This is a genomic window from Serratia sp. 22278, from assembly GCF_052045405.1.
GTDB classification, from domain to species: domain Bacteria; phylum Pseudomonadota; class Gammaproteobacteria; order Enterobacterales; family Enterobacteriaceae; genus Serratia; species Serratia marcescens.
On sequence record NZ_JBQEOW010000003.1, the window covers coordinates 323,325 to 335,640 of the forward strand.

At 59.4% G+C, this 12,316-nt stretch carries 14 protein-coding genes; 5 read left to right on the forward strand and 9 right to left on the reverse strand.

Annotated elements, in window-relative coordinates:
• Window positions 1-29: 29 nt before the first annotated feature.
• Window positions 30-884: a LysR substrate-binding domain-containing protein gene (locus ACTJJ6_RS08925; RefSeq protein ID WP_049299414.1), complete on the forward strand. Its 855-nt coding sequence runs from the start codon at window positions 30-32 to the stop codon at window positions 882-884.
• Window positions 885-993: 109 nt separating this feature from the next.
• On the opposite strand, the gene ACTJJ6_RS08930 is transcribed toward ACTJJ6_RS08925, so the two are convergent.
• On the reverse strand, window positions 994-1,290 hold the full coding sequence (locus ACTJJ6_RS08930) for a YciI family protein (protein WP_016927508.1): 297 nt from the start codon (window positions 1,288-1,290) through the stop codon (window positions 994-996).
• Between the two features lie 175 nt (window positions 1,291-1,465).
• Between ACTJJ6_RS08930 and ACTJJ6_RS08935 the strand changes: the two genes are divergently transcribed.
• Window positions 1,466-2,119 (forward strand): epoxyqueuosine reductase QueH, encoded by a 654-nt coding sequence (locus ACTJJ6_RS08935; protein ID WP_016927509.1) that lies wholly within the window; start codon window positions 1,466-1,468, stop codon window positions 2,117-2,119.
• 236 nt (window positions 2,120-2,355) lie between these two features.
• Entirely contained in the window at window positions 2,356-3,099 is a 744-nt protein-coding gene (gene tonB / locus ACTJJ6_RS08940; protein ID WP_193842833.1) for a TonB system transport protein TonB, read from the forward strand.
• 68 nt (window positions 3,100-3,167) lie between these two features.
• Here tonB and yciA read toward each other — a convergent pair whose 3' ends face one another.
• Entirely contained in the window at window positions 3,168-3,596 is a 429-nt protein-coding gene (gene yciA, locus ACTJJ6_RS08945; RefSeq protein WP_004932085.1) for an acyl-CoA thioester hydrolase YciA, read from the reverse strand.
• Between the two features lie 76 nt (window positions 3,597-3,672).
• Window positions 3,673-4,212 (reverse strand): septation protein A, encoded by a 540-nt coding sequence (locus ACTJJ6_RS08950; protein WP_016927511.1) that lies wholly within the window; start codon window positions 4,210-4,212, stop codon window positions 3,673-3,675.
• Between the two features lie 221 nt (window positions 4,213-4,433).
• Between ACTJJ6_RS08950 and ACTJJ6_RS08955 the strand changes: the two genes are divergently transcribed.
• Entirely contained in the window at window positions 4,434-6,137 is a 1,704-nt protein-coding gene (locus ACTJJ6_RS08955) for a SulP family inorganic anion transporter (RefSeq protein ID WP_016927512.1), read from the forward strand.
• 53 nt (window positions 6,138-6,190) lie between these two features.
• On the opposite strand, the gene ACTJJ6_RS08960 is transcribed toward ACTJJ6_RS08955, so the two are convergent.
• Window positions 6,191-6,943 (reverse strand): YciC family protein, encoded by a 753-nt coding sequence (locus tag ACTJJ6_RS08960; RefSeq protein WP_016927513.1) that lies wholly within the window; start codon window positions 6,941-6,943, stop codon window positions 6,191-6,193.
• 34 nt (window positions 6,944-6,977) lie between these two features.
• Window positions 6,978-7,418 carry a YkgJ family cysteine cluster protein gene (locus tag ACTJJ6_RS08965; RefSeq protein ID WP_049299411.1) on the reverse strand — a complete coding sequence of 147 codons (441 nt, stop codon included), beginning with the start codon at window positions 7,416-7,418 and terminating at the stop codon, window positions 6,978-6,980.
• Between the two features lie 286 nt (window positions 7,419-7,704).
• Between ACTJJ6_RS08965 and ompW the strand changes: the two genes are divergently transcribed.
• Entirely contained in the window at window positions 7,705-8,337 is a 633-nt protein-coding gene (gene ompW / locus ACTJJ6_RS08970) for an outer membrane protein OmpW (protein ID WP_016927514.1), read from the forward strand.
• 44 nt (window positions 8,338-8,381) lie between these two features.
• Here the strand turns inward: ompW and ACTJJ6_RS08975 are convergent, their stop codons facing one another.
• The 4 genes from ACTJJ6_RS08975 to trpCF form a co-directional block, all read right to left on the reverse strand.
• A complete protein-coding gene (locus ACTJJ6_RS08975) occupies window positions 8,382-8,696 on the reverse strand; it encodes a BON domain-containing protein (protein ID WP_016927515.1) in 315 nt (104 codons plus the stop codon).
• A gap of 217 nt (window positions 8,697-8,913) precedes the next feature.
• Window positions 8,914-9,720 (reverse strand): tryptophan synthase subunit alpha, encoded by an 807-nt coding sequence (gene trpA, locus ACTJJ6_RS08980; protein WP_016927516.1) that lies wholly within the window; start codon window positions 9,718-9,720, stop codon window positions 8,914-8,916.
• Window positions 9,720-10,910 carry a tryptophan synthase subunit beta gene (gene trpB / locus ACTJJ6_RS08985; protein ID WP_016927517.1) on the reverse strand — a complete coding sequence of 397 codons (1,191 nt, stop codon included), beginning with the start codon at window positions 10,908-10,910 and terminating at the stop codon, window positions 9,720-9,722. The genes trpA and trpB overlap by 1 nt, the downstream gene beginning before the upstream one ends.
• Window positions 10,911-10,951: 41 nt before the next feature.
• Window positions 10,952-12,313: a bifunctional indole-3-glycerol-phosphate synthase TrpC/phosphoribosylanthranilate isomerase TrpF gene (gene trpCF / locus ACTJJ6_RS08990; protein ID WP_172962824.1), complete on the reverse strand. Its 1,362-nt coding sequence runs from the start codon at window positions 12,311-12,313 to the stop codon at window positions 10,952-10,954.
• Between the last annotated feature and the right edge of the window lie 3 nt (window positions 12,314-12,316).

Genomic DNA, 12,316 nt, shown 5'->3' on the forward strand with positions numbered 1-12,316 from the left:
TTCGCCCAGTTGTTTAATGAGGTTAAATCATGCGGCCGACATTGGATATCGATCTCTTACGCACTTTTCACGCTATTGCGCGTTTGGGGCAATTTCGCGCGGCGGCGGCATTTGTCAATCGCAGCCCCGCCGCCGTGAGCGTGCATATCCGGCGTCTGGAACAGGTGGCGGGCGGCCGTCTGCTGGAGCGTGACAATCAGTCCGTGGCGTTGACGCCGTTGGGAAACAAGCTGCTGGCCTCGACGCTCGGGCTGCTGAGCGCCCATGACGATATTCTGCGGGAACTGCAGGGCGCGCCGCTAAGCGGCCATATCAAATTGGGCTTGCCTGATGAGTACGCTTCTCATGTGATACGCCATATTTTGCCGCGGTTTACCGACAGTTTCCCCGCGGTGGAGCTGGAGGTCTCTACCGCTGCCAGTCAGGCGCTGGCGGAGCAAGTTGGCCGTAATCGGCTGCATCTCGCGCTGGTGGTTCAACCTTCGGGGAAACAGTGCCAGACACCGCTCGCGGTGACTGCGCCAGTGTGGGCCGGAGGCCGTTCGCTGGCGCTGCAGGCTAACCGGCCACTGCCGCTGGCGTTGCATGCCGCCGATTGCCCTTATCGTGAGGCTATGATCGATGCATTGACCAGGGCGGGAAGGCACTGGCGAGTGGTTGTGAGCAGCCCGTCGGCCAGCGTGGTGGCGGCTGCCATCGAGGCGGGATTGGCCGTCACGCTGCTTGACCGCGCACGGGTTTCGGCGGCGATGCGGATACTCGACGAATTGCCGTCGGTCGCACCACATGAAGTGCAACTGCTCCGTTCTGCCACGGCCGCCAGCCAACCGGCGGTGGCGATGCTGGAAAGCGTCATCGGTGAGTATTTACGGGGGGGAACATGAATATCGGTCGCGTGGGGAAGACGAATCGAGCACGACGGTGACGCAGAGATGTGGCTAGCGCCGGGAACGCTGTATCGCGGGGCGTTCCCGGTATTCGGAGGGCTGGAGATCAGAACACCTGTTTGAACGGTTTCACCGTCACGTCGGCATAGACGCCGGCGGCGACGTACGGATCCTGCTGCGCCCAGGCCTGGGCTTCCGCCAGCGAGGCGAATTCGGCGATCACCGTCGAACCGGTAAAGCCGGCGGCGCCGGGATCGTTGCTGTCGATGGCCGGGTTAGGGCCGGCGACCACCAGGCGGCCGGCGTCGCGCAGCGCCTGCAGGCGCGCCAGGTGCGCCGGCCGCACCGCCAGACGGTTTTCCAGCGAGTTGGGGACGTCTTGCGCGTAGATCAGATAAAGCATGTTTCACCTTTAAAATCATGGCTATAAAACGGTGCTACCAAGGTAGCGCAAAAGGCGCGGCAGGGGAACGGCATCGGGCGAATTTCCCGGCGGATTGGCGCTTATGCCTTGAAGCCGCTACTTTTTATTCGTATAGTGCGGCGCGCTTAAACTGATATGCCATTGAGGTGAGGACATGACGGAACTGGTAAGGGAAAAACTCGATTTGCCGGCGGGCAAAAAAAAACTGCTGCTGCATTCATGCTGCGCGCCCTGTTCCGGCGAGGTGATGGAAGCGATTCAGGCCTCCGGGATCGAGTACGCCATTTTCTTCTATAACCCCAACATTCACCCGCAAAAAGAGTATCTGCTGCGTAAAGAAGAGAACATCCGTTTCGCCGAGCAGCACGGGGTGCCGATTATCGATGCCGATTACGACACCGACAACTGGTTCGCCCGCGCCAAGGGGATGGAGAATGAGCCGGAGCGCGGCATTCGTTGCACCATGTGTTTTGACATGCGTTTCGAGCGCACGGCGCTGTATGCGCATGAGCATGGTTACGACACTATCTCCAGCTCGCTGGGCATCTCGCGTTGGAAGAACATGCAGCAGATCACCGACTGCGGCATCCGCGCGGCGGAAAAGTATCCCGATCTGGTGTACTGGGATTACAACTGGCGCAAGAAGGGCGGTTCGTCGCGCATGATAGAGATCAGCAAGCGCGAACGCTTCTATCAGCAGGAATACTGCGGCTGCGTCTATTCGCTGCGTGACACCAACCTGCACCGTAAGGCGCAAGGGCGGCCGCTGATCAAGCTGGGCGTGCTTTACTATGGCGATGAAGAATAACGCTGACTCACCGCAATTAACCCGCTCCGGCGGGTTTTTTACTTTTTGACGCCTGGCCAAACGTTAATGAAGCGTGTCGCCCCGGCGGTAAAAAAGCAACGGCCAGGTTAATATCCTTATGAGTTTGCTGGTTTTAGCCGCGCATACTGACGATTAAAGCGATAGTTTGCCTTTCGTTATTGAATATGATTGCTATTTGCATTTAAACTTGGCGAACCAGAGGAAACAGAATCATTATGCCGCTAAAAAAGATGTTCCTTAATCGCCGTATATCCGTGCCTTTCGTCTTATCCGTAGGCTTGCACAGCGCCCTGGTGGCGGGATTGCTTTACGCTTCGGTAAAAGAAGTGGTGGAGCTGCCGAAGCCAGAGGACGCGCCGATCAGCGTCATGATGGTCAACACCGCCGCGATGGCCGAACCGCCACCGCCGGCGCCGGCCGAGCCGGAGCCGCCGCAGGTCGAACCTGAGCCGGAGCCAGAACCGGAACCTATCGTGGAGCCGCCGCCAAAGGCGATCGTGAAGCCGGAGCCGGTCAAGCCGAAACCAAAACCTAAGCCGAAGCCGAAGATCGAAAAACAGGTCAAACCGGAGCCGAAAAAAGTCGAGCCGCGCGAACCGTCGCCGTTCAACAACGATTCGCCGGCCAAGCCGATCGACAAAGCGCCGGTGAAACAGGCGCCTGCCGCGCCGGTGCAGGGCAACTCGCGCGAGGTCGGGCCGAGGCCGATCAGCCGCGCCAATCCGCTCTATCCACCGCGGGCTCAGGCTTTGCAGATCGAAGGCAACGTGCGGGTACAGTTCGATATCGACAGCGACGGGCGCGTCAGCAACGTGCGTATCTTGTCGGCCGAACCGCGCAATATGTTCGAGCGTGAAGTGAAGCAGGCGATGCGTAAATGGCGCTATGAAGCCAAAGAAGCGAAAGATCGCACCGTCACTATCCGCTTCAAGCTGAACGGCACCACCGAATTGAACTGAGTTCGGTCACACCAAAAAGAAAGGGTCGCCGAGGCGACCCTTGTTGCATTTGCGGCGCAGCCGCAGGCTTACTCTTCGAAGCCGACGCGGAAGTTCATTTTGCCCTCGGGCAGCGCGCGCGAGTTGCCTTCCGCATCGACCGCCACATAGGTGAACACCGCTTCGGTCGCCCGGTAACGCTGGCCGATCGGGGCGGAAGAAACTTTCTTTACCCACACTTCGATATTAATGGTGATCGAGCTGCGCCCGGTGCGGATGCAATGCGCATAGCAGCAAACCACGTCGCCTACCGCCACCGGTTTCAGGAAGGTCATGCCGTCTACGCGCACCGTCACCACGCGCCCTTCGGCGATCTCTTTGGCCTGGATGGCGCCGCCGATATCCATTTGCGACATCAGCCAGCCGCCGAAGATATCACCGTTGGCATTGGTATCGGCCGGCATCGCCAGCGTGCGCAGCACCAGCTCGCCGCTGGGTAAAGGTCGTTGTTGTGTCATAGCAGTCTGCTTTTAAAAGGAGGGAATAACATCATACTGCCCGCGGCAAGCGCCGCAGGCATTAACAATTTTGTAACTATTTTTTCTGTTCTTCCGGCATGTGCCGGTAAATATAGATACCGCTGAGGAGGGTGAAGACCAGCGTCAGTACCGTCAGGCCAAAGACTTTGAAATTGACCCAGACGCTTTGCGGCAGCCAGAAGGCGACATAGATGTTCGCCAGGCCGCAGGCCAGGAAGAAGATCGCCCAGGCCAGGTTAAGGTTGCTCCACACTTTGTCCGGCAGCGTCAGCTCTTTGCCCAGCATGCGCTGAACCAGCGGTTTTTTGAGCACCCATTGGCTGATCAGCAGCGCCAGCGCGAACAGCGCGTAAATCACCGTGACCTTCCATTTGATGAACAAATCGTTGTGGAACACCAGCGTCAGGGTGCCGAACACCAGCACCATCAGGAAGGTGATCAGCGTCATCTTCTCGACCTTGCGGTATTTCACCCAGGTGAACACCAGCGCCAGCGCGGTGGCGACAATTAACGCGCCGGAAGCGACGTAAATGTCGTACAGCTTGTAAAAAGCGAAAAAGACAATTAGCGGGAGGAAATCAAGAAACTGCTTCATAAATCAATCCATCATCTGTTCATCGGCCGACTATACCGGATTCGGCGAGCTCTGTGTACCGCCGGGCGTTGCCGATTATCGGCGTTTGGCCGGCGGATTTCTGCCGCGAAAGCAGGAATTTGCATAAACTTACGCAAGAAAGCGCCGGCAGATTGCCAGCGCGGGCCGCAGGCCGCATAGTAAGCGTCATAATAACCAGATAATTTACCGCGGAAAACAACATGCAGTGGAAATCTCTCCAGGCCCTGACGCCTGGTTTGACGCATTTATTGGGCTATCAACGCAGCTGGCTCAAGCCGGATATTCGCGCCGGCCTTTCCGTCGCCGCCGTCGCCCTCCCGGTGGCTATCGCCTACGCCGAACTGGCCGGGGTCAGCCCGGTAGTGGGGCTCTACTCCTGTATCTTGCCGATGATGGCCTACGCGCTGTTCGGCTCGTCGCGCCAGCTGATCGTCGGGCCCGACGCCGCCACCTGCGCGGTGATCGCCGCAGTGGTGACGCCGCTGGCAGCGGGCAATATGGAACGCCATTGGCAACTGACCATTATGATGACCGCCATGATGGGCGGCTGGTGCCTGCTGGCCAGCCGGTTCAAGCTGGGGGCGCTGGCGGATTTGCTGTCGCGGCCGATCCTCAGCGGGCTGCTGAACGGGGTGGCGATCACCATTATTGTCGATCAGATCGGCAAGGTGTTGGGGTTCACGGTGCGCCCGGCACAGCTGATCGAGCGCATCTATGCGCTGCCCGGTAACTTGCTGCACAGCGACTGGCTGACGATGGCGGTGTCGTTGCTGACGCTGGTGACGCTGCTTGGATTTAAAAAATGGCGGCCTAACTGGCCGGCGCCGCTGTTCGCTATCGTGCTGGCGGCGTTCGTGACCTGGGCGGGCGGCCTGCAGCAGCATGGCGTGGTGACGGTGGGCGGTTTCAGCGGCGTGCTGCCGATCGTCCAGTGGCCGGACTTCCAGCCCGGTTTGCTGCGCGACATGGTGATCCCGGCGCTTAACCTGGCGGTGGTGAGCTTTGTCAGCATGATGCTCACCGCCCGCAGCTTCGCCGCCAAAAACGGTTATGAGGTGAACGCCGACGCCGAGTTTCGCGCGCTGGGGCTGGTGAATATCGTCTCTGCGCTGTCGCAAGGTTTCGCCATCAGCGGCGCGGATTCGCGCACCGCGGTGAATGATGCCAACGGCGGCAAGAGCCAACTGGTGTCGATCATCGCCGCCGCGGTCATCGCCTTTGTCTTGCTGTTCCTGATGGCGCCGCTGCAGTTTATTCCGGTGGCGGGATTGGGTGTGGTGCTGATGTATGCGGCCTGGTCGCTGCTGGACATCCGTGGCATCTGGATCTTGCGCCGTCGCAACGCGCAGGCGTTCCGTCTGGCGCTGTTTACCTTCCTCAGCGTGCTGCTGGTGGGAGTGATCAGCGGCATCGGGCTGGCGGTGTTGCTGGGGCTGATGCAGTTTCTGCGCACCGTCTTCCGGCCGACGGAACAGCTGCTGGGCGTCAACGATGAAGGCATGATCCATTCCATGGGCAATAACAATGGGGTGAAGGCGGTACCTGGCGTCATGATGTATCGCTTCAATTCGCCGCTGACCTATTTCAACGTGGCGTATTTCAAACGCCGTATCCTCAATTTGGTCGACGGCACACCGTTCCAGCCACGTTGGGTGGTGGTGGATGCGGTGGCCAGTTTCACCCATGCCGATATCAGCGTGCTGGCGGCCATCGACGAACTGAAACGCGACCTGTTACAGCGTAACGTAAAGCTGGTGCTGGCGGGGCGCCGCACCGAGCTGACGCGTTGGTTCCGCATCAACCGCTTAGGGCGCGATAAAGAGTTGATTTTGGTGCCGGATCTGTATCTGGCGCTGAAGCTGATTCAGAGTAAGGAGCAGGCGGAAGCCGCCGTGGTGGGGTAAACAAAAAAAGGGGCGCGCCGAAGCGCGCCCCTTGGTTTTTGCTGACGCCGGCGTTAGCCGCGCAGCAGCATATACAGCCGGAACAGGTAGATCAGCAGCAGAGCGGAGACCAGATTGCTCAACGCGGTCAGCACCACGCTGGCGACGTTCGGCGTCAGCACCGACAGATGGCTCACCAGGAACAGCACCAGCAGCTTGGCCGCCAGCCACAGCATCATCGCCGGCACCAGCACGCGCGCATTGGCGAAGGCCAATTTGCTGCTCAGCTTGAGCGAAGCGAACACGCCTTTTTTATCGACGGAGGCGATCACCGGTGCCAGCGCGAAGGCGATCGCCATCAGCACGCCCGGCACCACAAACAGCGTCAGGCCGAGCTGGATCAGCAGGGTGCAGATAAACAGCAGCAGCAGCAGGCGCGGCAAGTCGGGCGCCGAGGCGCCGAGCGCGCGCAGGGCGCTGGTGCGTTGCCCTTGCGACACCAGACGGATCAGCGTCAGCATCCCGCCGACCAGCAGCACGTTGCCGACCAGCGCAGAGAAGGTGGCGGCCGCCGACACTTTCAGCAACACCATCTGCTGTTCCGGCGTCATCTGCTGGATCACTTCCTGAATGCCCATGCCGGTAGACGAAGCAAAATCGCTGGTGGTGGCAGCGAGCGTCGCCAACTGTTCGGCATCAGGGCTGAAGGCCTGATTCAGCAGCACGGAGATAAACGCCGTCAACAAAGCCAGCATCAGGATGCTGGCCAGTTGGTTGCGTAAAAAGTTAAAACTGTCACGGTACAAAGCGTTGGCCGTGATAGGCATGCAGACTCCTTGGCGTCGGGAAAACAGAGATAAATCAGTGGGTGATTGTACCCTGTTCCACGCCGCTGTGGCACCCCGCGAATTGCACTACGCCTATTTCTTCAACGATCGTCGCGTCAGACAGCGATAGCGGCAAGGGCACCGGCAAGGGCGGCAGGCCGTAGCGTTCCCGGGCGCGATCGCAGGCTTCGTTGCGCAGGCCGTTTTCACCGGACTGATCGAACTCCCTGCACGGGCTGGGCCGATTAAGGTAGATCGAGCAGGAAACGGCTTTACCTATTTCACCGTCCAGCGCGCTGCAGCGGGGGGACTTGCTGTTGGTCCCCTGCATGCAGCGCAGGAACGGGGTCAAAGGCTCTGTTAAGGAAAGGGGAACGGTGCCGCCGCCGTCTTCGGCTTCGGCCCAATAGAATGACACTCGAAAATAACCGCAGCATGCGCCGCAGCTGACACAGGGATTAAGGATTTCGCTCATCTTGATTGCCCACCGACTCCTCACGGCACCAACCAAAACCAACACGGAAAATGAAATTACCTCAGCCGCATTTTTCTCCGCAACAGAAATTTGAACATGTAGATAATTTGCAACAAAATCGTTTTTTTGATGCAGATCAATCCTTGATTTATTAGACGGTTAGGTAACCTTGTTTTTGGTGGGATTTTAAATTTTTACACATAAGATGTGATCTCGATGGGATCACAAATACCCGAAAGTAGGTATATTCCCCCTCGAGCGATTAACCACACAAATGGAATGGATAATGAAAAAGACAACTCTGATGGTATTGGCGACGATGATGGCGCCTATGTTGGCAAGTGCGCATCAGGCCGGTGATTTCCTGTTCCGCGCGGGCACCGCGACGGTGCGTCCAAATGCAGGTTCGGACAACGTACTGGGGTTGGGTTCGCTGGATGCGAAAAACAACACTCAGCTCGGTCTGACCTTCGGTTACATGGTGACGGACAACATCGGTGTTGAGTTGTTGGCCGCAACGCCATTCCGCCACAAGGTGACGCTGGGCGGCACTGATTTGGCGACCGTTCACCAACTGCCGCCTACGCTGATGGCGCAATACTATTTCGGCGACAAGCAGGACAAACTGCGTCCTTACCTGGGCGTCGGCGTTAACTACACCACCTTCTTCGACGAGAAGTTCAACGACTACGGCAAAAGCGCCGGGTTGAGCGACCTCGATCTGAAAGATTCCTGGGGCGTGGCGGCGCAGGCTGGCCTGGATTACAACCTGGATGAGCACTGGATGCTGAACATGTCGGTGTGGTGGATGAACATCGAAACCAAAACTCGCTTCAACGATGCGAACGGTGGGCACCACAGCTTCGATACGCGTCTGGATCCGTGGGTGTTCATGTTCGGGGCGGGTTACCGCTTCTGATGAAGGCCGCAAGCAGGGAGGCGTTGCGCCTCCCTGTGTCGGTATTATTTAACCTGCATCACGTTTTCAACCGATTTCACGCCGGCCACGCCGCGTGTGACCTGCACCGCACGGTTGGCGTCATCGCTGGAGGTCACGAAGCCGCTCAGCTGTACGCGCCCTTTAAAGGTTTCTACGCTGATCTCGCGTGACTTGATGTTTTTATCCGCCAGCAACGCCGATTTCACTTTGGTGGTGACCACGGTGTCATCGATATAACCGCCTGTTCCCTCTGATTTTGCCGTCGGCGCGCAAGCGCTCACCGCGACCGCCACAACGGCTGCCATGCACAAGGCTGAAAGGGTTTTAAACAGCTTCATAAATTACTCTCCATGCAATGTTATGGTTGAAATTCGCTACGGTTTTTCGCCGCAGCGAGCGCATTCCCCAAATCAAACGAAGAAATGCATAGCGAACAACGTTCATTGTGAGACAAGACCTGGGTTTGTTCAAATTTTTGATGTAAATAAATGGAACAAACTTTGAGGGGAAACAAGCTGTTAAAGCGAGCGCCGACAGGGCGCTCGCTAAAGAGGATCACGCCCGGGTGGCGCGCTTCATATTGCTGACGAAGGCCGCCAGCCTGGTCAGCATCTCCGCCGGGTCGGCATGGTGCTGTTCGATGATTTTGACGATTGCCGAGCCGGAGATCGCGCCGGCGGCGCCGGCCTGCAGCGCCGCCTTCACCTGCTCGGGTTCGGAGATGCCGAAGCCCTGCAGCGGCGGCGCGGCGTGATACTCGCGCAGCGTGTTCACCAGGTGATGCAACGGCAACTGCGCCCGGCTTTCGGTGCCGGTCACCCCGGCGCGCGACAGCAGGTAGGTGTAACCGCGGCCGTGCGACGCGATTTCACGCAGCAGATCGTCATCGGCGTTCGGCGGGCAGATAAAGATCGGTGCGATACCGTGGCGAGCGGCGGCGGCGCGGAACGGCGCAGACTCTTCAAACGGCACGTCGGCGACCAGCACCGAATCCACGCCCACTTCGGCGCAGCGTTGGTAAAACGCATCGATGCCTTTATGGAACACCAGATTGGCGTACATCAGCAGGCCGATGGGAATGGTCGGGTGCTTCTGGCGGATGGCCGCCAGCATCTCGAAGCACTGGGTCGGCGTGACGCCGGCGGCGAAAGCGCGCAGCGTCGCGCTCTGGATGGTTGGGCCATCCGCCAGCGGATCGGAGAAGGGGATGCCCAGCTCCAGCGCGTCCGCGCCGGCTTCGATCAGGGTATCGATAATCTGCAGCGACAGCGTCGGATTAGGATCGCCCAGCGTCACGAACGGGACGAAGGCGCCTTCCTTGTTGCTTTCCAGGCGTTTGAACAGTTGCTGATAACGTTCCATCAGATTTCTCCCCGTGCTTTCAAAATGTCGTGAACGGTAAATATGTCTTTGTCGCCGCGGCCGGACAGGTTGACCACCAGGATCTGTTCTTTCTGCGGCGTTTCACGGATCATTTTCAGCGCGTGCGCCAGGGCGTGCGAGGATTCCAGCGCCGGGATGATGCCTTCATGGCGCGATAGCGCCTTGAACGCTTCCAGCGCTTCGTCGTCGGTGATCGACACGTATTCGGCGCGGCCGATGCTGTTCAGGAAGGCGTGTTGCGGCCCGACGGACGGGAAGTCCAACCCGGCGGAGATTGAATAGGATTCTTCAATCTGGCCTTCGGCGGTCTGCATCATCGGCGCTTTCATACCGAAGTAGATGCCGACGTGGCCGTGCTTCAGCGGCGCGCCGTGCTGGCCGGTCTCGATGCCCAGACCGGCGGGTTCCACGCCGATCAGCCCGACATCGGCATCATCGATAAAGTCGGCGAACATACCGATGGCGTTGGAGCCGCCGCCGACGCAGGCGATGACCGCATCCGGCAGACGACCTTCGCGCTCCAGCACCTGCGCTTTGGTTTCTTCGCCGATCATGCGCTGGAATTCACGCACGATAGTCGGGTACGGATGCGGGCCGGCGGCGGTGCCGAGCATGTAGTGCGCGGTTTCATAGCTGCCGGACCAGTCGCGCAACGCTTCGTTGCAGGCGTCTTTCAGGGTGGCGGAGCCGCTGTGCACCGGGATCACTTCCGCGCCCATCAGCCGCATGCGGAACACGTTCGGCGACTGGCGCTCGACGTCTTTGGCGCCCATATAGATGCGGCATTTGAGGCCGAGCAGCGCGCAGGCCAGCGCCGACGCGACGCCGTGTTGGCCGGCGCCGGTTTCCGCGATGATCTCGGTTTTGCCCATGCGCTTGGCCAGCAATGCCTGGCCCAGCACCTGGTTGGTCTTGTGCGCGCCGCCGTGCAGCAGGTCTTCACGCTTCAGATAAAGCTTGGTGTTGCTGCCGGCGGTGAGGTTTTTGCACAGCGTCAGCGCCGTCGGGCGGCCCGCGTAGTTCTTCAACAGATCGATAAATTCCGCTTGAAACGCCGGATCGCGCTGGGCGCTGACAAAGGCTTCTTCCAGTTGTTTCAGGGCCGGCATCAGAATTTGCGGCACGTATTGGCCACCAAATTCGCCGAAGTAGGGGTTAAGCAGCGTCATGAGAGTTCCCGTTATTATCCGTTATTAATATAGAGCCGTATTCAGTAGGCGCGCAGGGTCTGGAAGACCGAGGCCAGGCGCGCGGGATCTTTGATGCCCGGTTCGCTTTCCACGCCGGAGTTGAAGTCCAGCCCGGCGCAGCCGAGCTTGGCCGCTTCGACGCAGTTGTCGGCGCGCAGGCCGCCCGCCAGCATCACGTTAGTCAGATCTTCGCCTTGCAATACCGACCAGTCGAAGCGTTGGCCGGTGCCGCCGGCGCCGTTGTCGAGCAGGTAGCGATCGACATGCTGCAGATCGCGCGCCGGCACCCGATCTTTCACGCTCAGCGCTTTCCAGATGCGGCAATCAGCCGGCAAGCGGGCGCGCAGGGCGTTGATATAAGCCTGGTCTTCCGCGCCGTGCAATTGCACCGCATGCAGGCCGAGGCGCTCAACGGTCAACGCCACGGTATCGACCTGGGCGTCGCAGAACACGCCGACATACTTCAGCGGCGCGCCGGAGATCACTTCGCGGGCGCGGGTGATATCCACATAGCGCGGTGAACGGCCGACGAAAATCAGCCCGCCGTAGATGGCGCCGGCCTGATACGCGGCGGCGGCGTCCTGCGGACGGGTCAGGCCGCACACTTTGTTGTCGCCCAGGATCACGCGGCGCACGGCGGCGCGCAGATCGGGTTCAGACATCAGCGCGCTACCGATCAGGAAACCGTTGGCGTAATGGCTCAGCTCGCGGATCTGCCCATAGTTGTTGATGCCTGACTCGCTGATCACCGTCACGCCATGCGGCACGCGCGGCGCCAGTTGGCGAGTGCGGTCCAGATCGATGCTCAGATCGCGCAGATCGCGATTATTGATGCCGACCACGCGCGCTTCCAGCGCGATCGCGCGCTGCAGCTCTTCTTCACTGATCACTTCGGTCAGCACGCCCATATTCAGGCTGTGAGCCACCGCCGCCAGCTGGCGATACTGGTCGTCGGTCAACACCGACAGCATCAGCAGGATGGCATCGGCCTGATAGTAGCGCGCCAGGTAAATCTGATACGGATCGATGATAAAGTCTTTGCACAACACCGGTTGGCTGACGGTTTTACTGACCAGCGGCAGGAAATCGAAGCTGCCCTGGAAGTATTTCTCGTCGGTCAGCACCGAGATCGCCGAGGCGAAATCTTTATACACCGTGGCGATCTCTACCGGATCAAAGTTTTCGCGAATCAGCCCTTTGGAAGGCGAGGCCTTCTTGCATTCGAGAATGAAAGCCGTCCGGGTGCCCTGCAGCGCGTGATAGAAGCTGCGTTCGCTCGGTACGATGTCGTTCTGAAAGCCGGCCAGGGGCTGTTGCTGTTGTCGCGCCGCGATCCATTGCGCTTTGTCGCGGACAATCTTGTGTAGCACGGTTTCCTGCATCAT

Excerpts from the sequence above, each read along its gene's own strand:
- trpB (WP_016927517.1), bottom strand. The coding sequence starts at position 10,910 with ATGACGCTGCTTAACCCCTACTTCGGCGAATTTGGTGGCCAATACGTG.
- ompW (WP_016927514.1), top strand. The coding sequence starts at position 7,705 with ATGAAAAAGACAACTCTGATGGTATTGGCGACGATGATGGCGCCTATG.
- tonB (WP_193842833.1), top strand. The coding sequence starts at position 2,356 with ATGCCGCTAAAAAAGATGTTCCTTAATCGCCGTATATCCGTGCCTTTC.
- ACTJJ6_RS08965 (WP_049299411.1), bottom strand. The coding sequence starts at position 7,418 with ATGAGCGAAATCCTTAATCCCTGTGTCAGCTGCGGCGCATGCTGCGGT.
- ACTJJ6_RS08975 (WP_016927515.1), bottom strand. The coding sequence starts at position 8,696 with ATGAAGCTGTTTAAAACCCTTTCAGCCTTGTGCATGGCAGCCGTTGTG.
- ACTJJ6_RS08935 (WP_016927509.1), top strand. The coding sequence starts at position 1,466 with ATGACGGAACTGGTAAGGGAAAAACTCGATTTGCCGGCGGGCAAAAAA.
- ACTJJ6_RS08930 (WP_016927508.1), bottom strand. The coding sequence starts at position 1,290 with ATGCTTTATCTGATCTACGCGCAAGACGTCCCCAACTCGCTGGAAAAC.
- trpCF (WP_172962824.1), bottom strand. The coding sequence starts at position 12,313 with ATGCAGGAAACCGTGCTACACAAGATTGTCCGCGACAAAGCGCAATGG.
- ACTJJ6_RS08925 (WP_049299414.1), top strand. The coding sequence starts at position 30 with ATGCGGCCGACATTGGATATCGATCTCTTACGCACTTTTCACGCTATT.
- yciA (WP_004932085.1), bottom strand. The coding sequence starts at position 3,596 with ATGACACAACAACGACCTTTACCCAGCGGCGAGCTGGTGCTGCGCACG.
- ACTJJ6_RS08955 (WP_016927512.1), top strand. The coding sequence starts at position 4,434 with ATGCAGTGGAAATCTCTCCAGGCCCTGACGCCTGGTTTGACGCATTTA.
- trpA (WP_016927516.1), bottom strand. The coding sequence starts at position 9,720 with ATGGAACGTTATCAGCAACTGTTCAAACGCCTGGAAAGCAACAAGGAA.
- ACTJJ6_RS08950 (WP_016927511.1), bottom strand. The coding sequence starts at position 4,212 with ATGAAGCAGTTTCTTGATTTCCTCCCGCTAATTGTCTTTTTCGCTTTT.
- ACTJJ6_RS08960 (WP_016927513.1), bottom strand. The coding sequence starts at position 6,943 with ATGCCTATCACGGCCAACGCTTTGTACCGTGACAGTTTTAACTTTTTA.